Raw genomic sequence first — 22,689 nt, 5'->3', positions numbered from 1 at the left:
TTTAACTTAATATCTTTTGGATATCAGCATTCTCAAACGAGTGCCCACACAGATTGTCTGATTAACTTTTTAAAGAACAGTTGTCGCGCTACGTTTTACTTCGCGTCGACAGGCTGAGAAATTTACTTTCTTCGCCGCATTGAGTCAAGCTTTATTTCACGCTTATTTCAGTGAAGAATTTATTTTCACTTCAGCAAGAAATTCAATCGCTTGCCGTCTCAACGAGGGCCGCATTATAGGGGCTAATTCATCAGAGGCAAGCGATAATTTCACTTTTTAAATCGTTCGTTCAAATTTCAAACAAACGTCTTAAAAGCCCAGCGATTTGAGCAGCGCGGGAACATCAGACAGGCTATCTACCACGTGATCGGCCAATGCTTCACCCTCTGCAGTGATAGGTTTACCGGTGCGAACCAAAATTTTGGTACCGACGCCTGCCGCTTGCGCTGCTTGCATATCTTCTTTCTTGTCACCGACCATGACTGAAGCGGCCATATCCAGACCCAAGAATTGTTTGGCTTCCAACAACATGCCCGGCTTCGGTTTACGGCAATCACAATCAACCTTGTACTCACCAATACCTGCTTCGGCGTGGTGTGGGCAGTAATAGATGCCATCAAGGTCAACGCCACGATCCGCCAAGGACCAATCCATCCACTCGGTCAGGTGCATAAACTGATCTTCACTGAACAAGCCACGGGCAATACCTGACTGGTTGGTTACCAGAACCAAAGCCAGCCCCATCGCCTTCAATTCACGGCAAGCGTCAATAGCGCCATCAATAAAGTCGAAGTTATCACTTTCATATACGTAGCCGTGATCGACATTCAATGTGCCGTCACGATCCAGAAATACAGCTGCTTGTGCCACTGTGGGTACTCTCCAAGGCATTAATGTAGGAAAAATTATCGCATGTTTTAGAGGCAAAGCGTATGGGAAAGCATCGTCGGTACTGATTGCTTCGTGCTGCGCGCTATCTATCACGCTTTCTATATAGATAACGCAATAGCGAGTTATCGGCGTCGCGTCAGAAAACGCAGCTCACAGTTATCTTTGTGTCCCCTCTTTTGCTCACTTGATTTTGAGTGGACAAATTATTTTAGACGTCTAGACGTAAAAACTCTTGACGATAGACGTCCAGACATCTTAGCATCCGTTATCAGAATGAACACGCATGTTTCCCAGTTGTATATTGTTTGCAACAGCGTTTTGTGCGATAGAAGTCTGTACCCGTTTCTGCATGGAGAGCATGACGTACCATGATCCGACTCAGCCACATAAGTAAAGTATTCCACACCGGTAACCGCACGGTGCATGCGCTGGATGATGTCAGCTTGCATGTTCCCGCAGGGCAGATCTTCGGTGTTATTGGCGCCTCAGGAGCCGGTAAAAGTACGCTGATCCGCTGCGTGAACCTGTTAGAGCGCCCAAGCTCGGGTGAGGTGGTGGTGGATGGCCGCGATATGCTGGCGCTGTCCGATAAGGAATTGACGCAGGCCCGTCGCCACATTGGGATGATTTTTCAGCATTTTAATTTGCTCTTTTCGCGTACCGTATTTGGCAATGTGGCTTTTGCGCTGGAGTTAGAAGGCTGCCCGAAGGCGCAATTACAGCAGCGCGTGACCGAGTTACTGGAGCTGGTTGGACTAGCGGACAAGCATGCAAGCTATCCGGCCAATCTGTCTGGCGGGCAAAAACAACGGGTGGCGATCGCACGAGCGCTGGCTTGTAATCCTAAAGTGTTGCTGTGTGATGAAGCCACCAGCGCATTAGATCCGGCCACCACGCGCTCGATTCTGGGGCTGCTCAAAGACATTAACCGCCGCTTGGGGCTAACCATTTTATTGATCACCCATGAAATGGATGTGGTGAAGCGCATCTGCGATCAGGTCGCGGTGATCAGTGGTGGCCGTCTGATTGAGCAAGGCACGGTCAGTGAAGTGTTTTCGCATCCGAAAACGCCATTGGCGCAGCAGTTTATCCGCGCCACTTTAGATTTGGACATTCCGGCCGATTACGCCGAGCGCTTAACTGCCGCGCCACAAGCCGGATTTTTCCCGCTGGTGCGTTTGGCCTTCTCGGGGCAATCGGTGGATGCGCCACTGCTGTCGAAGCTCGCTCGTGAGCAAGGCATTGATTGCAATATTTTGTGTGCGCAGATGGATTATGCCGGTGGCGTAAAGTTCGGGGTCATGTTGGCCGAGCTGGAAGGCGATGAGCAGCAATGCCAGCAAGCCATTGATTATTTTACCCAGCATCATGTACAGGTGGAGGTACTCGGTTATGTCGCAAGCCATGCTTGAATTGTTGTTTAAGGCGCTCGGCGAGACCCTCACCATGGTGCTGGTATCCGGCGCGATTGGTTTAGCGCTTGGGATCCCACTCGGTGTAGTGCTATTTATCAGCAAACCGGGGCAAATCAAAGAGCATGCGCTGCTGAATAAAGCGCTGGGTACGGTGGTCAATATTGGGCGCTCTATCCCGTTCATTATTCTGATTGTGTCGATTATTCCGCTTACGCGTCTGCTTGTGGGCACCTCGATTGGCACCATGGCAGCAGTTGTGCCACTAGCCATTGGCGCTACGCCGTTTATCGCCCGACTGGTTGAAGGCGCGCTGATGGAGATCCCATCCGGTTTAGTGGAAGCGGCACGTGCCATGGGCGCAAGCCCGCTGCAGATAATTGTCAAAGTGATGCTGCCGGAAGCGTTGCCGGGCATTATCAACGGGATCACCATTACGCTGGTGACCTTGGTGGGCTACTCGGCGATGGCCGGTGCGGTCGGCGGCGGGGGTTTAGGTGATGTGGGGATCCGTTACGGTTACCAGCGTTTTGACGGCACCGTAATGTTAGTCGTCGTCGCCATTTTGGTGCTGTTAGTGCAAATCATCCAAAGTGTGGGAGAGCGTCTGGTTCGCGCAACTGATCATAAATAATACGGCTCATAAATAATCTCGTTCACGTTACATCACTCCCTTATTGGTACGGCGACACGACGCCATGCCCGGGTTAATAAGATATAAAGAAGGATATCGACAATGACACTGAAGTTTAAAACCCTCGCTCTGGTAAGTGCTCTGGCTGGCAGCTTGTTGCTGACCGCCTGTGGTCAAAAAGAGGCTGACAGCAACAAGATTAAAGTGGGCGTGATCTCTGGCGCAGAAGAGCAAGTGGCGGAAGTTGCCAAAAAAGTGGCGAAACAGCAATACGGGTTGGATGTGGAGCTGGTGAGTTTCAGTGACTACATTACCCCGAACGCGGCGCTGGCCGATGGTTCGTTGGATGTGAATGCGTTTCAGCATAAGCCGTATCTGGATCAGCAAATTGCTGACCGCGGTTACAAGCTGGCTGTCGTGGGCAATAGCTTTGTGTATCCGATTGCCGGTTACTCGAAGAAAATTAAAAACGTCAGCGAGCTGGCCGATGGCGCTTCCGTAGCCCTGCCGAATGACCCGACTAACCTGGGTCGCTCTCTGCTGCTGCTGCAAGCACAAGGTCTGATCAAGCTGAAAGACGGAAGCGGTTTGAACGCAACCTTGCTGGATGTGGTCGACAATCCGAAGAAACTCAAGTTGGTTGAGCTGGAAGCGCCACAGCTGCCACGTTCACTGGATGATGTCGACTTGGCGATCATCAACACCACGTACGCCAGCCAAATTGGTCTGACCCCACCAAAAGATGGCCTGTTTGTTGAAGACAAAGCCTCTCCATACGTCAACCTGATTGTGGCGCGTGAAGACAATAAAGATGCCGAGAACGTACAAAAGTTCGTGAAAGCCTTCCAGACCGAAGAAGTGTATCAAGCGGCCAATGAAGTGTTTAAAGGCGGCGTGGTGAAAGGCTGGTAATCTTCCTTTTCTCGCTTCGCTTTGCTATCCCTCTTATAAGAGCGCCCATGCGGCGCTCTTTTGGTTTGTGGTGCTTTTGTTTACTATTGTCCGATAATGCTTATCTGATAATGGCAGATGGTACGGGCTTTCTTAGCGCCATCAGGCACGCGAGCGTGTTTTTACGCTACAGTTTCCCACGCCATCATTATTTGTGTGCGCTCTTACTTAACCTGAGTACGGATACCGGAATGTCTAAATCGATTCTGTTGTTTGCCGCCGCGACCCTGCTGGCCGGTTGTGCCACCCATTACAATGTGGACAGTAATCTGAATCCACAAAATGTGAAAACTTACTTTGCCCCCAGCACGATCGCGCTGTATGAAAAAAGCAGTGAGCTGGAAGGCGTGGAGTATAAGAATATTGGCCATGTACAGGGCGATGTGTGTCAGGCCGATAGCCGTGACAAGCCAGCAAGCCTGACCGAAGCGCGCAATGTGACCCTGCGTAAGGTGCAAGAGATGGGCGGCAATGGCTTGCTGCTGAATCAATGCCTGATGCTGACTGGCGTACCGGGCTGTGAGCAACTGGCACTCTGCCAAGGCTCGGCCATTATTGTGAACAAGTAATCTTGATTAACGAGTTGTGAGGTGATGCTGTTGGATCTGTCTCCTGAAACCTTAACCCTGACGCCGATAGGCGTGATCCAATCACCTTATAAAGAAAAGTTTGCCGTACCGCGCCAACCGGGGCTGGTGCAAGATGGCAACGGTGAGCTGCGTTTACTGCCCCCCTACAATCAACCGGATGCGGTGCGCGGCTTAGAGCAGTTCAGCCATATCTGGGTGATGTTTGTGTTTCACCAAACCCAAGAACAAGGCTGGCGTCCTACGGTGCGCCCGCCACGATTAGGCGGCAATGAGCGCCTAGGGGTATTTGCCACTCGTTCGACCTTTCGCCCTAATCCGATTGGGTTATCCAAAGTCGAGCTGCGCGGCATTAAGGTGCGTGGTGGTGAAGTATATCTGGAGCTCGGCAGCCTCGATTTAGTCGACGGCACCCCTATCTTGGATATCAAACCTTACTTGCCGTATGTGGATAGCGAACCCGATGCGCGCGCCGGTTTTGCACAAGAGGCTCCGCAATCTGACATGCAAGTGCTGTTTAGCGCGGTGGCAGAGCAGGTTTTGCAGCAAGAAGCACGCCGTTATCCGCACTTGCGCCGTTTTATCAGCGACGTGCTGGTGCAAGACCCACGCCCGGCCTATCGTAAAAAAGAGACGGATGCGCGCGAATACGCCGTCCATTTATTGGACTTTAATGTCCGCTGGCAGGTCACCGGCACCCAAACCGAGGTGCTGATGATAGAAAAGCGCAGCTGATTTGAGCAAAGAGGCTTTTTGGCCTCTCGTCACACTGCTAAACTAGCCGCTTTCCGATTTTGTCTGAATCACTCACGGAATCTATCCATGCGTACCAGTAATTATCTGCTCTCCACTTTGAAGGAGACTCCATCCGATGCGGAGGTGATCAGCCACCAGCTGATGCTCCGTGCCGGCATGATCCGTAAATTAGCCTCCGGCCTGTACACTTGGCTGCCGACCGGTCTGCGCGTACTGAAGAAAGTTGAAAACATCGTACGTGATGAAATGAACAAAGCCGGCGCCATCGAAGTGTCGATGCCAGTGGTTCAGCCGGCTGACCTGTGGGTGGAAACCGGTCGTTGGGAGCAATACGGTCCGGAGCTGCTGCGTATCGCTGACCGTAACGAGCGTCCATTCGTGCTGGGTCCAACCCACGAAGAAGTGATCACTGACCTGATCCGTAACGAAGTGTTCTCCTACAAGCAACTGCCACTGAATCTGTTCCAGATCCAGACCAAGTTCCGTGATGAGATCCGTCCACGTTTCGGTGTGATGCGTGCCCGTGAGTTCCTGATGAAGGATGCGTACTCCTTCCATACCTCTCAAGAGTCACTGCAAGTGACTTACGACAAGATGCATGCCGCTTACAGCGCCATCTTCTCACGTATGGATCTGGATTTCCGCCCAGTGCTGGCTGACACCGGCTCTATCGGTGGTAGCTCTTCACACGAATTCCACGTACTGGCCAAGAGCGGTGAAGATGATATCGCCTTCTCTGATGCGTCTGACTACGCGGCTAACGTAGAGATGGCGGAAGCCGTGATGCCTGCGGGCGAGCGTGCTGCACCAAGCGAAGAGATGCGTGTGGTGGATACACCGAATGCCAAAACCATCGCTGAGCTGACTGAGCAGTTCAATCTGCCGGTTGAGAAGACCGTGAAGACACTGGTAGTACGCGCAGCTGAAGGTAGCGGTCACAAGCTGGTTGCACTGCTGGTTCGTGGCGACCACGAGCTGAACGAAATCAAAGCGCAGAAACTGCCACTGGTTGCCGATCCGCTGGAAATGGCGGACGAAGCAGAAATCCGCGCCGCGATTGGCGCCGGTCCTGGTTCACTGGGTCCGGTTAATCTGCCACTGCCAATCATTGCCGACCGTGCCGTGATCATGCTGAGCGATTTCGCAGCTGGCGCTAACCAAGATGGTAAGCACCTGTTCGGTATCAACTGGGAGCGTGACCTGCCACTGGCCGACGTAGCGGATATCCGTAACGTGGTTGAGGGCGATCCAAGCCCGGATGGTCACGGTACGCTGCAGATCAAACGCGGTATCGAAGTGGGCCACATCTTCCAGCTGGGTACGAAGTACTCCGAAGCGATGAAAGCTTGCGTGCAGGGCGAAGATGGCCGTAACCAGACCATGCTGATGGGCTGCTACGGTATCGGTGTTTCCCGTGTGGTTGCAGCGGCTATCGAGCAAAACCATGACGAGCGCGGCATTATCTGGCCTGACGCGATTGCTCCGTTCCATGTAGCCATTTTGCCAATGAACATGCACAAGTCTTACCGCGTGCAAGAGGCGGCCGAGAAGCTGTACAACGAGCTGCAAGCGGCCGGTATCGATGTACTGATAGACGATCGTAAAGAGCGTCCGGGCGTGATGTTTGCTGACATGGAGCTGATGGGTATTCCGCACGTGGTGGTGATCGGTGATCGCAACCTCGACAACAATGAGCTGGAATATAAGCAGCGCCGCAGCGGCGAGAAGCAGATGATCAAGAGTGATGACATTCTGAGCGTACTGCTGGCCAACATTAAGCGCTAATACGCGAGCGCTTACGTCAAAGAGCCTCGTCTCAATGAGACGAGCGCAAAAACCAGAAAACAAAAAACCCCGCCGGAGATCCGTGCGGGGTTCTTTTTTATCTAATAGTTAGCGATATTACAGCGCTAAAGCTTCTCGCTTCAGGTTTGACTACCGCTCTTTCCCATGCGCACTTCCCTATGCAGAGCTTACTCACTGCGTCACTCTTCTTCTGACTGACACTGCTCGGCAGGAACAAAGCCTTCTAAGCTATCGACCACCAGCACGGAGCTGGCCGAGACCTCATCACTATCCCCGGCTTTATCAGCCTTATCGGCAAAATGCGCGGTCAGCTCAACCAAAAGAGGTTTCTGCGGATCTTTACCGTGCAGCTTTTGCACCGCTTTACGATAAGCCGCTTGCAAGGCTTTGCTTTCCCCTTGCAAGGTAAAGGTCAAACCGGTGGCACAATCTTGTAAGACCGCACCGGTAGCGCGCGGAGTATACATCCCGCGTACCGACATAGGATCGCTCGGCAACGCCACCTCGGCGCCCTGCAGCACATACTGATGTTCATCCGGCAACGGTTTGTCGTCCTGATCCAGCATCAATAAGCTATCTGGGCGCACCTGATAGCTTTGCACATCACCATTGCTGGAGGTCAGGATCAACTTTTCACCCTGCCGAGTCCAACGGCCATAGTCTGCAAACAGCTGTCCGCTGCGTCCTTGCAGGTAGGTATCGGTTTCCACAAAACTGCCGTCATCATTCAGACGGATCCGGGTGTCGATACCATCACAATCAGTACACGGCAGCACACCTTGATAACCTTCAAATAAGGTTGCCGGTTCGCTGTCGGTGGTACGCGTATTGTCGGCGGCCTGCACCACCGGCATGCTCAGACTGAAAATGACAGACAGGGCCAACGCACTGCGCAAAAAAGAGGATGCCATAACGTGCTCCTGTTCTCTGTATTGACTCTACCCCTTAAGGATACCGCCTGCCGCCACTCTCTACCATGCTGTTTTACGCATGCATCACGCTTAGCCGCCAAGAGGAAGGCCGCTTTTTGTGTAATCAGCGGTATTAAGATATAACAGCGCATGACGATTTTTCATTTTCATGCAGGAGAAATGCTATGTTGCAGTATGGCGAGCGAATCCGCCGAGCATATGCACAGATTGGTAGCGGAGAGCTCGGTTATATTCCAGATGCACTACACTGTGTACTGGAGACATTGAACCGGATAGCGGAAGATCCGGCCGTACCGGAAACGGTGCGCGATCAGGCAGCCTATGCCGCCGCCAATCTGTTAATGAGTGACATCAGCACGGATTAGGAATTTCATCATGACCAATGACTATCAGCCCATCTCATGTGCGACTTACGATCTTCTGGAACTGGCCTGTATGCACCACTATAAGCTGCATATCACGCAAAAGTCCGGTGAAGTGATTGAAGGCACCGCGATGGACATGCAGATTGAGAACCATCAGGAATTTATTCTGCTGCAACTGGCAGATGGTCATGAGATCCGACTGCGGCTCGATAGCCTGCACGCCTTCAGCCACGAGCGCTTTGGCGTGCAATACTTGGAGTGAGCAGGGGTAAACAGATACAAGGCGCGATGGTTTGCCCTATCCCGCCTTGTATTTCGTGTTCAGCGTTGCGTTTTTTGCTGGCTAACGGTGCTTAGCACAGCCACGGCTTGGCCCAGTAAATCTGCCACTGTGGCTGATCAGGCTGCGGTTGCCCTTCTTTGGTGACAAACACGCCAAAGGCAGCAATTAAGGTTTCGCCGTAAAACAGCATCGGTGTGCGATCGCGCAGCCACGGCGGAATACCGCGCTCTTGCCAGATTTTCTTAATCTGACGCGAGCCATTACGCCCGATGATATGAAAACGCCCCTGCGCGCGAAAACGCACGCTGACAAACTCGGCGGGCAGCGGCGCACGCACGCTTAGGCCGCCTTCTTGTAAACGCAACTCGCCCAAGTTATCCGGTAACACCAGCGGACGTAAACCATCCCACATCTGCACCGAATCGGCGAGTGAGCGCATGCTCGGCAGCAAATACAGACGCTGCTTGAAGCGGCGCACCTGCCACTGCTGGATATTCAGTACCGGCTCAGCATCTTGACGCGCCATAGCCACTTGATACCACAAGCTCTGCAGCTGCTCCCGCGAAGGCATTAATGCGCCGAGACACGCAAACCAGCGGCGCAAAATCGCTTGGCGTTTCACTTCGCTCATCTGCTGCAACCCAGCGATATCGATAGACTCATCGTCATCCAGCAGGGTTTGCAAAGACTCCATCAACAGCTCATCGAGCAGCTCTTCTTGCTCGCCACACAGCGCGGCACTGCGCGCTACCGCTTCACCAAAATGTGGCCAACGAGCGGTCAGCTCGGGGATCACTTGCAAGCGCAGGAAGTTGCGATCAAAGCGCGGATCGCTGTTACTGTCATCTTCAACCCAGCTCAACTGATGCAACGCGGCATAGGCTTCAATCTCGGCGCGGGAAACGTACAGTAACGGGCGCACCTGCTGACCACGCATAAACGGCATCCGCGCCGTCATCGCCGCCAACCCCGCCGGACCACTGCCGCGCTTGAGCGCCAGCAATACTGTTTCACACTGGTCATCCAAATGCTGCGCGGTGACCAAACTCTCACCGGCTTCTAAGCGTGAGCCAATGGCATGATAACGCGCATCACGAGCCGAAGCTTCCAAGCTGATATGGGCTTTTTTCACCTGCACACGCACCACATCCAGCGGAATTTGCCACTGCGCACACTGCTGCTCGCAATGCAGCGCCCACTCATCCGCAAAACGGCTCAGGCCGTGGTGCACATGCACCGCGCGCACCCGAAGCTCAGGGCGCAACTGACGCAAACGCATCATCAAATGCAGCAGTACGGTGGAGTCAACGCCACCACTGTAGGCAACCAGTACGCGGTTGTCCTCTCCGATACACGCGGCGGCCTGCGCCAGAATTGGGTCACTGTTCATAAAGTTCTAAAGGTAATTGATCCGGATCGGCAAAGAAGGTGAAACGACGCTGAGTATAAGGATCGGTGCGGATCGGCTCACAGGCAATACCGTGTGCCTGCAATGTGGCCACCGCCTCATCCAGCGCACTGACGGCAAACGCCAGATGGCGTAATCCGCACGCCTCGGGTTGGCTGAGTCGCTGCGGTGGATGCGCGAATGAAAATAGCTCCAGAGTGTACTGACCGTCTAACGCCAGATCCAACTTCCATGAATCACGCTCTGGCCGGTAATGCTCAGCCAGTACGCGAAACCCGAGGATCTCGGTATAAAACGCTTTCGAACGCGCGTAATCGGAGCAGATCAGCGCGATATGGTGTACGGCACGGAGTTTGAGCATCCCTTTCCTCTGTCAGCCAGACGGCAGTCAGTTACTGCCGTCAGGAGCGAAACGTTAACGCTCTGCGCTGTCAGATGCAAGGATCAAAGTGCCTGTGCGCGGTATTGGCTGACCGGATTCACAATATGCTCACGCGCGGCGACGATCTGCAGCTCGTATTTGCCGTTTTGCTGGGTACAGGTCATCACATCGTTGACGGCATTTGCGGTGTGCTCAAAGGCCTCACGATCATTTTTGCCTTGCAGCAAGTTAGCCAAGAAGATGGCGCTGGTCAGATCGCCCACGCCCACCGGCTGGCGGTCAAAATCATGCAGCGGACGGCTGATATGCAGCACCTCATCGGCACTCACCAGCAGCATTTCAAATTGCTGCGGATCACGGCCAGCTTTGCTCAGGTGTTTCACCAGCACTTTCTTCGGTCCACGGCTCAGCAAATGACGCGCTGCCGCAACCGCTTGTTCGAAGTTCTCTACCGGCAAGCCAGACAGCGCTTGCAGCTCCAGCAGGTTTGGCGCTAAGACATCGGCGCAGCTCACCGCATCATGCTCTAAAAACTCTGCCACGCCCGGTGCCACGATACAGCCCTTTTCTGGGTGCCCCATGACCGGATCGCAAAAATAAATCGCATTTGGATTTTTGGCTTTCACCGCACGTACGGTGGCCAAAATAGACTGACCTTGTTCTGCCGCGCCGATATAACCCGACAGCACCGCATCGCACTCTGGCAATACGCCAATCTCATCCATGCCTTGGGTGATCAGACCAATTTGTTCTTGTGGGAATACCATACCCTGCCATTTTTGGTATTGGGTGTGGTTGGAAAACTGAACGGTATGCAACGGCCAAACATCAACACCTAACAGCTGCATCGGTAATACGGCTGCTTTATTACCGGCATAGCCGTAAACGACATGAGACTGAATCGACAGAACGTTTTTCATGATTTTATGAGCTCCGCATGCCCCAACAGGCATTCGCATGCTTTATGCAAACTAAAAAGAGATGACGTAAGAATATCGGATTATCGCCGCAAAAAGTAAAAAAAACGGCGCGAAATGCGCCGTTTTTTGTATACACAAATTACTGCTTGATGATCTTAACGGTGTAGCGGCCGTCAGCTTGACGATACGCACCGTGGATATCAGTTTCGAAGCCTGGGAAGTGGGCACCGATTTCGCACAGCATCTGCAGGAAGTCCAGCACTGGGCGGCTTTCTTCGGTAATCATTTCACCTGGCATTACCAGAGGAACACCTGGTGGATATGGCAGGATCATGTTGGCGTTGATCTTACCAACCATCTCTTCCAGGTAGCACTCTTCCACGTTACCGCGCAGTTCCTGTTGGAACGCAGCGTGCGGAGTCATCACCAGCTTAGGCAGAACTTCGAACGCGGTGTACATCAGTTCTGGCAGGTTGTGGTGGCAAATCAGCTTGTGGATGCCTTGTGCCAGTTCCTGGATACGCATTTCTGCGTAGAACTCTGGGTTAGACGCGTACACGCTTGGCAGTACGTTCTTAACTTTCATGTTCAGGTCGTAGCAACGTTTGAACTCGGTCAGACCACGCAGCAGGCTCAGTGCCTTGGTCTTATCGATACCGATGCTGAACAGGAACAGCAGGTTGTAAGGACCGGTCTTCTCAACGATGATACCGCGGTCGTCCAGGAACTTAGCAACCAGGGATGCTGGGATACCTTGTTCTTCCAGAGTACCTTCTTTGCTCAGGCCCGGAGTCAGCAGGGTAACTTTGATTGGGTCCAGGAACATGTGGTTTTCGTCCATGTCCTTGAAGCCATGCCAGCCGTCTTTCGGATCCAGGTTCCAGCAAGCCACTTCGTCGATGTTCTCTGGCTGCCATACGTCGAAGAACCAGCCATCGCACTCAGAACGCAGCTTTTTGATTTCCTTACGGAAACGGATAGCGCGGTCGATAGAGCCTTGGATCAGGCGCTTACCAGCATTGCCCTTCATCATCGCTGCTGCGGTTTCAGTGGAAGCCACGATACCGTAGTGCGGAGAAGTAGAGGTGTGCATCATGTACGCTTCGCTGAAGGTTTCCTCGTTGATGTCACCTTTAACGTGAATCATGGAAGCCTGAGAGAACGCAGCCAGCAGTTTGTGAGTGGACTGGGTTTCGTAGAATACTTTACCCGGTACACGGTCACCGCTCATACCACACTTGCCCTTATAGATTGGGTGGAAGTTGGTATAAGGAACCCATGCAGAGTCGAAATGGATAGATTTAACATCCAGAGTCTTCTTGATGGTGTCAGTGTTGTACAGCAGACCGTCGTAAGTAGAGTTAGTTACTACGGCGTGAACTGGCCACTCAGCATTTGGTGTTTCAGCAATTTTCTGCTCGATAGTTTCACGAGTGAATTCGCTGTGTGGGATACCACCCAGGATACCGTAAGCGTTACGGGTTGGACGGAAGTACAGCGGAGTCACGTCGCTCATCATCATCAGGTGAGTCAGAGACTTGTGGCAGTTACGGTCGATCATGATGGTGCTGCCAGCTGGTGCTGAGTACATACCTACGATCTTGTTCGCAGTAGATGTACCGTTAGTCACCATGTAGCTACGCTCAGCGTTGAAAGTACGTGCAATGTACTCTTCCGCTTCTTTGTGTGGACCGGAGTGGTCCAGCAGTGAGCCCAGCTCGCCAACAGAGATAGAGATGTCAGACTTCATGGTGTTCTCACCGAAGAAGTCATAGAAAATGCTACCTACTGGAGATTTCTGGAACGCAGTACCGCCCATGTGGCCTGGAGTACAGAAAGTGTATTTACCTTCTTCAACGTACTTGAACAGCGCCTTGGTCAGTGGAGGCAGGATGTCGTCAACGTAAGCGGCAACAGCTTGCTCGATCTTCAGAGTGATGTCAGACGCCATGTCCAGCGCGTACTCGAAGAAAGTCACGTTCAGACGCAGGTCGTTCAGGCTCACGTCCAGAGTAGAGTGAGTGTTAGCGAACGCGAACAGAGGCAGTTTCTCGTTCAGTTCGTTGATATCACGGCACAGATCCAGGCTGTACTTGTCCCAATCGAATACAACACCCGCAACGCGTGCGTTGTTTTCCAGCAGTTTCAGCAGATCTTCACGGTCGTTTGGATAAACAACCTGGAAACCTTTTTCTTCCAGCGAAGCGTGTAATTCACGGATCGGTTCTTCTTTGAAGAAGGCACCGAGGTGATTCATGATAGCAATAATATTCATTATATAACCCTTACTTTATACCGTGCTGCCACCTCTTCCGTCAGAGATAACATCGAGTGAAGCAGCACGTTTTTGAGGATATGGTTTAGCTATTCTTTTAACTCAGACTTGCCATTACGCAGCAGTTGCAGCGCTCTTACGGCCAATCTTGTTCGCGTAGAACATCAGGATGATCAGGCTCACGATGAAGGTGGCAGTCAGCTGAGCTGAAGTTGCACCTGCCAGCGCTACGAAACAGAACGCTGCAGCAATTACGGAAGCCACGATGCTCAGTACGCTGCGAGTAGTCGCGCCTTCGAAGCGGATCAGGTTCACAGCAGAGTAGAAGTAAGGCAGCATGGTCAGCAGTACCGCGATACCAGTCAGCTGGCCGAACAGGTCAGAAGCGTTCGCACCGCTAGAGCTTGCTACAGTCAGCAGGATCATCAGCACAGTCATTTTGCAAGACGCCAGAATCAGACCTTTCTTAGGTACGCCGTTCTTGTCCATCTCGCCGTATACAGCTGGGAAGTTACCGTCTTGTGCAGCACGCGCACCCGCTTGGCCAACCAGCATCATCCAAGAACCCAGAGAGGTCAGACAGGCGATAGCGGTGAAAGCAGATACCAGAGGCGCAGCCCAAGAACCCACCATCTTAGAAGTACTTACTGCAAACGGCGCACCAGACGCAGCCATTTCAGCAGCAGGGAACATACCGGACATCACTTGAGTTGCCAGGATGTAGATGATACCCGCCAGACCAGTACCCAGCATGGTAGCCATTGGTACGGTACGCTGTGGGTTGTCTACCATACCGGTACTTACCGCAGCAGATTCAACACCCACGAACGCCCACAGGCACAGCAGAACAGAGCTAACAACTGCTTTAGTGCTTGGCTCACCAGTGGTGTTCCAGTTAGCAACGTAAGTTGCAGTGTCGAACCAAGCCCAACCGAAGATAGCGGTAGCAACTACTGGGATCAGTACCAGAATCAGACCGATACTGGTCAGACGGCTCACCCAAGAACCACCCAGCAGGTTGATAAAGGTAAAGAACCATACAGCAGCGATACAGGCGATACCGGCAGCCACTGGCTCGTTCAGAACTGGGAAGAAAGTAGACAGGTAAGCAACCGCGGTGATAGCGATAGCCAGGTTACCGATCCAGTTAGCGTGGTAGTACAGAACACCGGTTTGGAAACCAAATACTGGGGCAATTTCACCAGCGTATGCAATCGGGCCACCCTCTTGAGGGTTCTTAGTAGCCAGACGGGCATATACATAGGCCAAAGACATCGCACCGATCAGAGCAATAACCCAACCCCAAATGGAGATAGAGCCGATACGAGCCAAGTTAGCTGGCAGCAATGCGATACCACTACCCATCATGTTACCGGCTACTACACCAGTACAGGCTAGCAGGCCGATTTTTTTAGTCGACGACATGGTGACTCCTGAATTTCAATATTTGAAATCTTAACCACTGTCCGAATTTCAATGTTCAGCGCAGTGACTACTTAACTTATGCCGAGAACAGAAACTGACTATATTCCTGCCCTTCTTTTCACAAGCGTGCAGTATTGTTTTATGTAAGTGGCTAAACCTGATTCACATGAGTCTTATTCACATCAATCGCGGTTTACCAGATAAAGCAGCAAGCACCCAAAAGAGATATCTGCATCTGCTTATTACTTTGTGTTCAACAAAAGAGCGAATCAAAAACGTGTCATTTACACAGTGTCACTCGTTTTGTGTGATGGACTTTATCCCTCTGCCAAATAAAAGTCCTAAAGTTAAAGTGAACTTATTAAATCTTCTCAAGAAATGACAATTCCAAACATTCCATGAGACTTGTTGCAGAATGTAACCCAACCGTTTGCACTCGCTAAATTTAAAATATAAACACATATAAATCAGCATGTTGATATTAACTTTACCCGCATCAATATTGTGCCTTTGCAGTGTCAACATGGCGCAATATTAACCATCAGCAACAAACAAACATCTTTAGGGATATCCATGCGCACACCGCAATACATGGCAACCTGTTTACTTAATATCCCTTCCTTGCCAATAACTATGCGCAAAATGACGATTTATTCTCCGCTATCAACCTCGAAAACATCCGGTTAAAAAAGAAAACAGCAACGGCAACCCCAAAATAAACCGCCAGATTACATGGCGAAGATAAATAATCAGCATGTTCCCAAAAGCAAGAGATAGCACCGTGAGGCTCAAGCCCAGCCAAACTAAGCTAATAACTACTAAACCAAGAACACTAAACCAATAAACCTAAGCTAAAAAAACAAGCACAGAACATACGGAAAGTATGAGAAAGAAATAAACAATGATCGGGATAAAAAAGAATGGAAGAGTTGAAGATGAGAGCGGGTAATAAGATGCAGGGGATTAATAGAAAGATGAAAAGATGAAAAGATGAAAAGATGAAAAGAAGAGATAGTGGAAAAATGAGAATAGGGAAAGCTAAAAACAGAAACGCACGGGATAGCGCGAATACCCCATTGAGCATCACTCAACTCAATAATACCTAGGATGCCTAGCCTCAGCTTCAGCCTCAAGCGCACCACTCAGCACGGCTAGCGGCCACCACACCGCCCCGCTGCGCCACGACGTAAAGCGTGGCGCGACACCGTCATCAGTCACCCATTAATCAAAGGTGGTATCGTTCAGATAAGGCGCTACGGCATTGAGCTCACTTTGGAAGATAGCGTTTTTAATCCAGTAATAGGTGCCCTTACCCGGATGCTGATTGTACGCCGACAGATAGGCATCCGCCGCATCACTGAACAGCCCTTCCAGCTCATACACCTTACCCAGCAGCACGTAAGACAGCCAGTTACGCTCCAGCTTCACCGCCTGCTCAGCATACATCTGCGCCTGCGCCAGATTGCCGTTATTCAATTGGAACAACGCCTGCAGCTGCAACACGATCGGATTACCGTGCAGCTCTGGCGCGTCCACAATCCGCGCCAGCTCATCTTTAATCGCCGAACGCTGCTGCTCCGCATCACCACTTGGCTGCAACGTCATCAACACCATATTGTTGAGCAGCAACTCAGCACGCGCATAGATAAAGTTCGGGTAATCTTTCAGTAAGGTTTGCAGAATATCGCGCGCCGCGACTAAGGAGTCCACATCCCCGCTTTGCATCAACTGGTGCGCATGATAATACTGGCGCAACACATGCCCATCTTGCGGTGCTACGTTACTCAAACGGGTAATCAAAGTCTGTGGCGGCTGTAAGCCCAGCACCGCAAACACATGGTTGAGCACATCAACCTGCACCGTCAGCAAGTTGGTTTCGGTAATGATGTAGCGCTTGCTCATCAGCACTTTACGCGTAGCGTTATTGACCAGTGAAACCGATAAGAAACACTGACTGACGCGGTGGTGCTGCTGATTTTCAAACTGGGTATACAGCGTCTTCCCCGCTGTCGGCAGACTACGATCACTGTAATTGGTCATGTCGTGTGCATTGTACGGGCTGTAATTATTCAGCGCCTGCGCCAGAAGCTCATTAACACTGCTAATAGGCCCTTGAGTATTGGCACACACACTATTTGGGTTAGCGACCCACTGGATAGACACCGCATTCGGATCCATCAATACCGGCGACATATCCGGCACTGGACGGAACAGAAACGCCGAACCTCCGGCAAACAGGCTCAGCAGCAAGACAATCCCCAGCACTTTCCACCAGGAAAAACGCGGTGCAACCACACCTTGAGTTACGGTATCGGCAGGAGGAACGAAACAGGCAAGCTTAGCCGCCGCATACAGCTCTTGCTCGGTGGTCGACACCGGCGCACTGCTGATACTGGCGGCCGGATTTACCGGCTCTACAGGCGTGACTGGGGCAGCGCTGACTTCTGGGGTAGGCTCTACCGGCACGGCAGCCAATGGCGGCTCATAACCGGAAACATGCGCATCACCGACGCACAACGTGACCGAGGCCACCAGCTTGTAACCGCGTTTCGGCACGGTCACGATATATTCCGGCGCGTCTGGCCGGCCATCTTTCAGACATTTACGCAACTCAGAGATGCACTGAGTCACCACATGCGGCGTTACCACATTGCGGGTCCAGATATTATCAATCAGCTCATCGCGGCTGAGCACTTCTCCCGGATGGGTAGAAAAATAGCACAGCATATCGACAAGTCTTGGTTCAACCACCAAGACCCGTTCGCCACGAATTAACTTATTGTCAGCTGCAGAAACCAGCCATTCGCCCACGCGGTAGGATTCGTCTCGCATTATACTGAGTATTGTTTCATGTCATCGGATCAAAATTTCGAGTGCGCAAGGCTAGCACGGTTTTCCCCGCAGCAAAACTTTCTCTCTCACACAAAGTGGAGAAAATGAGGTTTTCTTGATGTAAAAGGGCGTTCTACCGGCGTGAAAATGACAAATCTCAGCGACTTGTCGACATAATAAAAAAGCGGCCATCACAGCCGCTTCTTAAGCATTTTATCAAATTTATTGCATAAATCAGCAATAACCGTAATTCATCAGACGCTGATAACGACGCTCCAGCAGCATATTCTCATCCAGCACGTCCAAATCCTGCAGATCTTGTTGCAGTTGTGCCTTCAGTGCCGCCGACATTGCCGCCATATCACGGTGCGCACCACCCAGTGGCTCACCAATCACGCTGTCAATCAGGCCCAGCTCATGCAAACGCGGCGCGGTGATCCCCATCGCTTCCGCGGCCAGTGGCGCTTTATCGGCGCTCTTCCACAAAATGGAGGCACAGCCTTCCGGTGAAATCACCGAATAGGTGCTGTATTGCAGCATGTTGACCTTATCACCCACCCCGATCGCCAGCGCGCCACCAGAGCCGCCTTCACCAATCACGGTACAAATGACCGGTACGGTCAGCATCGACATCTCTTTGAGGTTACGCGCAATCGCTTCGGACTGGCCACGCTCTTCTGCACCCACGCCAGGGTAAGCACCTGGGGTATCGATAAAGGTAATGATCGGCAGCTTAAAGCGCTCCGCCATCTTCATCAGACGCAGGGCTTTACGGTAGCCTTCAGGTGCTGGCATACCGAAGTTACGGCGGATCTTCTCTTTGGTCTCACGGCCTTTTTGATGGCCAATAACCATCACCGGACGCCCTTCCAAACGGGCAATCCCGCCAACAATCGCTTTGTCATCGGCGTAAGCGCGATCACCGGCCAGCTCATCAAACTCAGTGAAGATCTGGTCGATATAATCCAACGTATAAGGGCGACGCGGATGACGCGCCAGCTGGGCAATCTGCCAAGCGCCCAGATCCGCAAAAATCTTGCGGGTCAGCTCTACGCTCTTATCCTGTAAACGACGGATCTCATCATCCAGATCGAAATCCAGATCCTCGTTTTGGCGGTTTACCGAGCGAAGCGAATCAATTTTGGCTTCCAATTCGGCAATTGGCTGTTCAAAATCCAGAAAATTCAGACTCATAATTATGGTTGTCCTAGTCAAACTCCAGCTCGATCTGTTCATTCCCGATCAGCGTACGCAGACCGAGTAGCAATTGATCGGATGGGGTTACACGCCATTCAGTACCTAAACGCAGCCGGGCGCGCGCGTCATCCCGCTGGTAGTAAATATTGACCGGCACACTCCCGGCGCGGTGCGGCTCGAGCACCTGTCGGAAACGGCTGAAAAACTGGTCATCAATTTGCCCGTCTGTTAACGAGATGGCAAGTGCACGGGCGTATTTTTCCCGCGCTTCACCAATATCAAGCACTTCTCTAGCCGTCATTCTAAGTCCGCCGGAGTAGTCATCAAAGCTGACCTGTCCGGTAACCAGCAAAATGCGGTCTTTTTCCACCAGATGCTGATAACGATCGAGTGCATCCGAGAATAACATTACTTCCAGTCGGCCGGAACGATCATCCAGTGTCACCAGACCGATCCGCGAGCCACGTTTCGTTGTCATCACCCGCGCCGCCACCACCAAGCCAGCCGCTACGGTAACCTGACCGCGTGGCGATGGCACCATATCTTTTAAGCGCGACGGCACATAGCGGTCTAACTCTTTCAGATACTGGGTGATCGGGTGTCCGGTCAGATACAAGCCGAGCGTCTCGCGCTCCCCTTCCAGCCACACTTGATCTGGCCACGGCGGCACGTTGGCATACGCCTGTTCAACTTGCTCCGGCGCATCGGCCAGCACGCCAAACATGTCAGCCTGCCCCAACGCTTCGGCTTTGGCATGCTGATCGGCGGCTTTCAGCGCTTCTTCCAAGCTCGCCATCAGCGCCGCGCGATGCGGGCCTAAGCGATCCATCGCGCCGGATAAAATCAGTTTCTCCAGTACCCGGCGGTTGATGCGTTTAACATCCACCCGCGCACAAAAATCAAACAGGTCACGGAAATAACCACCGGCTTGACGCGCTTCTACAATCGCTTCGATCGGGCCTTCACCGACCCCTTTCACCGCCCCGATGCCGTACACAATCTCGCCCGCTTCGTTGACACGGAAGTGATGCTCACCGCTATTCACATCCGGAGGCAGAATTTTCAGCCCCATGCGACGACATTCTTCGACCAGACCAACGATTTTATCGGTGTTATCCATATCAGCGGTCATTACCGCCGCCATGAACTCTGCCGGATAGTGAGTCTTGAGCCACAGCGTTTGGTAAGACACCAGCGCATAGGCCGCGGAGTGCGATTTGTTAAAGCCGTAGCCAGCGAACTTCTCCACCAAGTCGAAGATCTTCATCGCCAACTCGCCGTCGACGCCGTTCTTCTCCGCGCCCTCTTTAAAGGTGCCGCGCTGCTTGGCCATCTCTTCCGGCTTTTTCTTACCCATCGCACGGCGCAGCATATCCGCACCGCCCAGCGTATAGCCGGATAGCGTCTGGGCAATCTGCATCACCTGTTCTTGATACAAGATGATGCCGTAGGTCGGCTCCAGAATCGGTTGCAGTGACTCATGTTGCCATTGCACGTCCGGATACGAGATCGCTTCACGCCCGTGCTTACGGTCGATAAAGTTATCCACCATCCCGGACTGCAGTGGGCCCGGACGGAACAGGGCCACCAGCGCGATCATATCTTCGAAGCAGTCGGGCTTCAGACGCTTGATCAAATCTTTCATACCGCGCGATTCGAGCTGGAATACCGCGGTCGTTTCAGAGCGTTGCAGCAACTCAAACGAGGCCGGATCGGTCAGCGAAATCGCCGCAATATCTACCGGAGGCTTGCCCTCTTTAGCCAAGCGCGGGTTAATCATCTCCAACGCCCAGTTGATGATGGTCAAGGTACGCAGGCCAAGGAAGTCAAACTTCACCAGACCGGCGTATTCCACATCGTTTTTATCGAACTGGGTTACCGGATGATGACCTTCGGAGTCACAATACAGCGGAGCAAAGTCGGTGATCTTGGTTGGTGCAATCACCACCCCACCGGCGTGTTTACCGGCGTTACGGGTGACCCCTTCCAGTTTACGCGCCATATCGATCAGCGCCCGCACCTCTTCATCGGCGTCATACGCCGCCTGCAGCTGTGGCTCAGCTTCAAAGGCTTTCGCCAAGGTCATGCCAGGGTCGGGCGGGATCAGCTTCGAGATGCGATCCACAAAGCCATACGGATGGCCCAGCACACGGCCCACATCACGGATCACCGCTTTGGCCGCCATGGTACCGAAAGTGATGATCTGGGATACCGCATCACGACCATACATATCGGCCACGTGCTCGATAACCTGATCGCGCTTATCCATGCAAAAGTCGACGTCAAAGTCGGGCATGGAAACCCGTTCAGGGTTCAAGAAGCGTTCGAACAGCAGGTCAAATTCCAGCGGATCCAGATCGGTGATTTTCAGCGCATAGGCCACCAATGAACCGGCCCCTGAGCCCCGCCCAGGGCCTACCGGAATACCGTTATCCTTGGACCACTGGATAAACTCCATCACGATCAGGAAGTAACCCGGAAAGCCCATTTGGTTAATTACGTCGAGCTCGATTTGCAGACGCTCATCATAAGGGGGGCGCTTCTCGGCGCGTACAGCCGGATCGGGGAACAAGAATTCCAGACGCTCTTCCAAGCCTTCGCGGGATTTCATCACCAGAAAATCTTCGGTGGACATATCACCGGTCGGGAATTGCGGCAGGAAGTACTCGCCCAAACGAATGGTTACGTTACAGCGTTTAGCGATTTCAACACTGTTTTCCAGTGCTTGCGGGATGTCGGCAAACAGCTCGCACATCTCATCTTCGCTACGCAGATATTGCTGGGCGCTGTATTTCTTTGGTCGTTTCGGATCATCGAGAGTAAAGCCATCGTGAATGGCGACCCGAATTTCATGGGCGTCGAAATCTTCCGGCGTCAAAATACGCACATCGTTGGTCGCCACCACCGGCAGATCGCAACGCGCAGCCAATTCAACCGCAAAGTGCAGGTAAGTCTCTTCGTCTTGACGACCGGTACGGATCAGCTCCAGATAGTAGCGATCCGGAAAATAGGTTTGGTAAAAGTTGATGCACTCATCCACCAACTCCTGATTACCGCGCAGCAGTGCCTTGCCGACATCGCCATAACGGGCGCCGGAAAGCACAATCAGTCCTTCGTGGTGTTGCTCTAACCAATCACGTTCGATGACTGGCCCACCTTGCACATAACCACGTTGGTACGCTTGTGAAATCAGTAACGTCAGATGCTGATAACCGGTGTTATTGGCCGCCAGAATGGTCAGCTCTACCAGCTCATCCCCCAATAAGGGGTTATGCATTAAAAAGTCAGCCCCGATAATGGGCTTGATGCCAGCACCGTGCGCGGTGCCGTAGAATTTCACCAGACCACACAGGTTGGTGAAATCGGTGATAGCCAATGCCGGCATTGCAAGTGCGGCGGCTTTTTTGACCAACGGGCCGGTTTTCGCCAGCCCGTCAATCATGGAGTAATCACTGTGAACCCGTAAGTGAACAAAACGGGGCTGCCCCATCAGGAAACACTCCTTAACTCTCAATTCCATCGCTCAGATGCGGCGCATCTAAACGCAATAACATCGGGTACACACCCGTTAGTGCTTTTGGCTCGCTAAGCGGTCGATTACAGCCCGAGCGCCCGCTTCACGGGCGCAAAACT

18 protein-coding genes are annotated in these 22,689 nt (G+C 52.3%); 8 read left to right on the top strand and 10 right to left on the bottom strand.

The window, feature by feature from the left end; genetic code table 11:
* Positions 1 to 309 precede the first annotated feature (309 nt).
* Positions 310 to 870, bottom strand: coding sequence for a D-glycero-beta-D-manno-heptose 1,7-bisphosphate 7-phosphatase (gmhB, locus tag L975_RS12845; RefSeq protein ID WP_230400815.1), 561 nt, complete (start codon positions 868 to 870; stop codon positions 310 to 312).
* A gap of 389 nt (positions 871 to 1,259) precedes the next feature.
* Here gmhB and metN point away from each other — a divergent pair, with 389 nt between their 5' ends.
* The 6 genes from metN to proS all read left to right on the top strand — a co-directional run bounded on the left by metN (position 1,260) and on the right by proS (position 7,016).
* Positions 1,260 to 2,303 carry a methionine ABC transporter ATP-binding protein MetN gene (gene metN, locus L975_RS12840; RefSeq protein ID WP_047708956.1) on the top strand — a complete coding sequence of 348 codons (1,044 nt, stop codon included), beginning with the start codon at positions 1,260 to 1,262 and terminating at the stop codon, positions 2,301 to 2,303.
* Positions 2,284 to 2,937, top strand: a complete 654-nt coding sequence (locus L975_RS12835) for a methionine ABC transporter permease (protein WP_052181467.1) — start codon at positions 2,284 to 2,286, stop codon at positions 2,935 to 2,937. The genes metN and L975_RS12835 overlap by 20 nt, the downstream gene beginning before the upstream one ends.
* 102 nt (positions 2,938 to 3,039) lie before the next feature.
* Complete coding sequence (locus L975_RS12830) at positions 3,040 to 3,849, top strand: MetQ/NlpA family lipoprotein (protein ID WP_010864504.1); 810 nt, start codon at positions 3,040 to 3,042, stop codon at positions 3,847 to 3,849.
* Between the two features lie 230 nt (positions 3,850 to 4,079).
* The gene (rcsF, locus tag L975_RS12825) at positions 4,080 to 4,457 is read left to right on the top strand and encodes an Rcs stress response system protein RcsF (protein WP_010864505.1); all 378 of its coding nucleotides are present in this window, start codon (positions 4,080 to 4,082) and stop codon (positions 4,455 to 4,457) included.
* A gap of 24 nt (positions 4,458 to 4,481) precedes the next feature.
* Positions 4,482 to 5,210 carry a tRNA (N6-threonylcarbamoyladenosine(37)-N6)-methyltransferase TrmO gene (tsaA, locus tag L975_RS12820; protein ID WP_052181466.1) on the top strand — a complete coding sequence of 243 codons (729 nt, stop codon included), beginning with the start codon at positions 4,482 to 4,484 and terminating at the stop codon, positions 5,208 to 5,210.
* A gap of 87 nt (positions 5,211 to 5,297) precedes the next feature.
* Positions 5,298 to 7,016 (top strand): proline--tRNA ligase, encoded by a 1,719-nt coding sequence (gene proS / locus L975_RS12815; RefSeq protein ID WP_047708954.1) that lies wholly within the window; start codon positions 5,298 to 5,300, stop codon positions 7,014 to 7,016.
* Between the two features lie 200 nt (positions 7,017 to 7,216).
* Here proS and L975_RS12810 read toward each other — a convergent pair whose 3' ends face one another.
* Positions 7,217 to 7,948 (bottom strand): copper resistance protein NlpE N-terminal domain-containing protein, encoded by a 732-nt coding sequence (locus L975_RS12810; protein ID WP_052181465.1) that lies wholly within the window; start codon positions 7,946 to 7,948, stop codon positions 7,217 to 7,219.
* 185 nt (positions 7,949 to 8,133) lie between these two features.
* Between L975_RS12810 and L975_RS12805 the strand changes: the two genes are divergently transcribed.
* Positions 8,134 to 8,334, top strand: a complete 201-nt coding sequence (locus tag L975_RS12805; protein WP_010864509.1) for a YaeP family protein — start codon at positions 8,134 to 8,136, stop codon at positions 8,332 to 8,334.
* Between the two features lie 10 nt (positions 8,335 to 8,344).
* Positions 8,345 to 8,596, top strand: coding sequence for a Rho-binding antiterminator (locus L975_RS12800; protein ID WP_010864510.1), 252 nt, complete (start codon positions 8,345 to 8,347; stop codon positions 8,594 to 8,596).
* A 91-nt stretch (positions 8,597 to 8,687) separates the two neighbouring features.
* On the opposite strand, the gene tilS is transcribed toward L975_RS12800, so the two are convergent.
* The 8 genes from tilS to dnaE all read right to left on the bottom strand — a co-directional run bounded on the left by tilS (position 8,688) and on the right by dnaE (position 22,546).
* Positions 8,688 to 10,007, bottom strand: coding sequence for a tRNA lysidine(34) synthetase TilS (tilS, locus tag L975_RS12795; RefSeq protein WP_039045880.1), 1,320 nt, complete (start codon positions 10,005 to 10,007; stop codon positions 8,688 to 8,690).
* Positions 9,997 to 10,386 carry a VOC family protein gene (locus L975_RS12790; RefSeq protein ID WP_047708953.1) on the bottom strand — a complete coding sequence of 130 codons (390 nt, stop codon included), beginning with the start codon at positions 10,384 to 10,386 and terminating at the stop codon, positions 9,997 to 9,999. The genes tilS and L975_RS12790 overlap by 11 nt, the downstream gene beginning before the upstream one ends.
* 83 nt (positions 10,387 to 10,469) lie before the next feature.
* Complete coding sequence (gene pdxY, locus L975_RS12785; RefSeq protein ID WP_010864513.1) at positions 10,470 to 11,327, bottom strand: pyridoxal kinase PdxY; 858 nt, start codon at positions 11,325 to 11,327, stop codon at positions 10,470 to 10,472.
* A gap of 139 nt (positions 11,328 to 11,466) precedes the next feature.
* Entirely contained in the window at positions 11,467 to 13,602 is a 2,136-nt protein-coding gene (locus tag L975_RS12780; protein WP_010864514.1) for a lysine decarboxylase CadA, read from the bottom strand.
* A gap of 114 nt (positions 13,603 to 13,716) precedes the next feature.
* Complete coding sequence (cadB, locus tag L975_RS12775) at positions 13,717 to 15,027, bottom strand: cadaverine/lysine antiporter (RefSeq protein ID WP_010864515.1); 1,311 nt, start codon at positions 15,025 to 15,027, stop codon at positions 13,717 to 13,719.
* Between the two features lie 1,221 nt (positions 15,028 to 16,248).
* Positions 16,249 to 17,859 (bottom strand): lysine decarboxylation/transport transcriptional activator CadC, encoded by a 1,611-nt coding sequence (gene cadC, locus L975_RS12770; protein ID WP_047708952.1) that lies wholly within the window; start codon positions 17,857 to 17,859, stop codon positions 16,249 to 16,251.
* A 234-nt stretch (positions 17,860 to 18,093) separates the two neighbouring features.
* The gene (gene accA, locus L975_RS12765) at positions 18,094 to 19,053 is read right to left on the bottom strand and encodes an acetyl-CoA carboxylase carboxyl transferase subunit alpha (protein ID WP_010864517.1); all 960 of its coding nucleotides are present in this window, start codon (positions 19,051 to 19,053) and stop codon (positions 18,094 to 18,096) included.
* Positions 19,054 to 19,066: 13 nt separating this feature from the next.
* Complete coding sequence (dnaE, locus tag L975_RS12760) at positions 19,067 to 22,546, bottom strand: DNA polymerase III subunit alpha (RefSeq protein WP_010864518.1); 3,480 nt, start codon at positions 22,544 to 22,546, stop codon at positions 19,067 to 19,069.
* Positions 22,547 to 22,689: the final 143 nt, after the last annotated feature.

The organism is Plesiomonas sp. ZOR0011, assembly GCF_000800945.1.
Lineage (GTDB): Bacteria > Pseudomonadota > Gammaproteobacteria > Enterobacterales > CAMTGL01 > Plesiomonas > Plesiomonas shigelloides.
The sequence above is the reverse complement of the archived record's forward strand: the minus strand, read 5'-3'. Positions and strand labels throughout refer to the sequence as shown.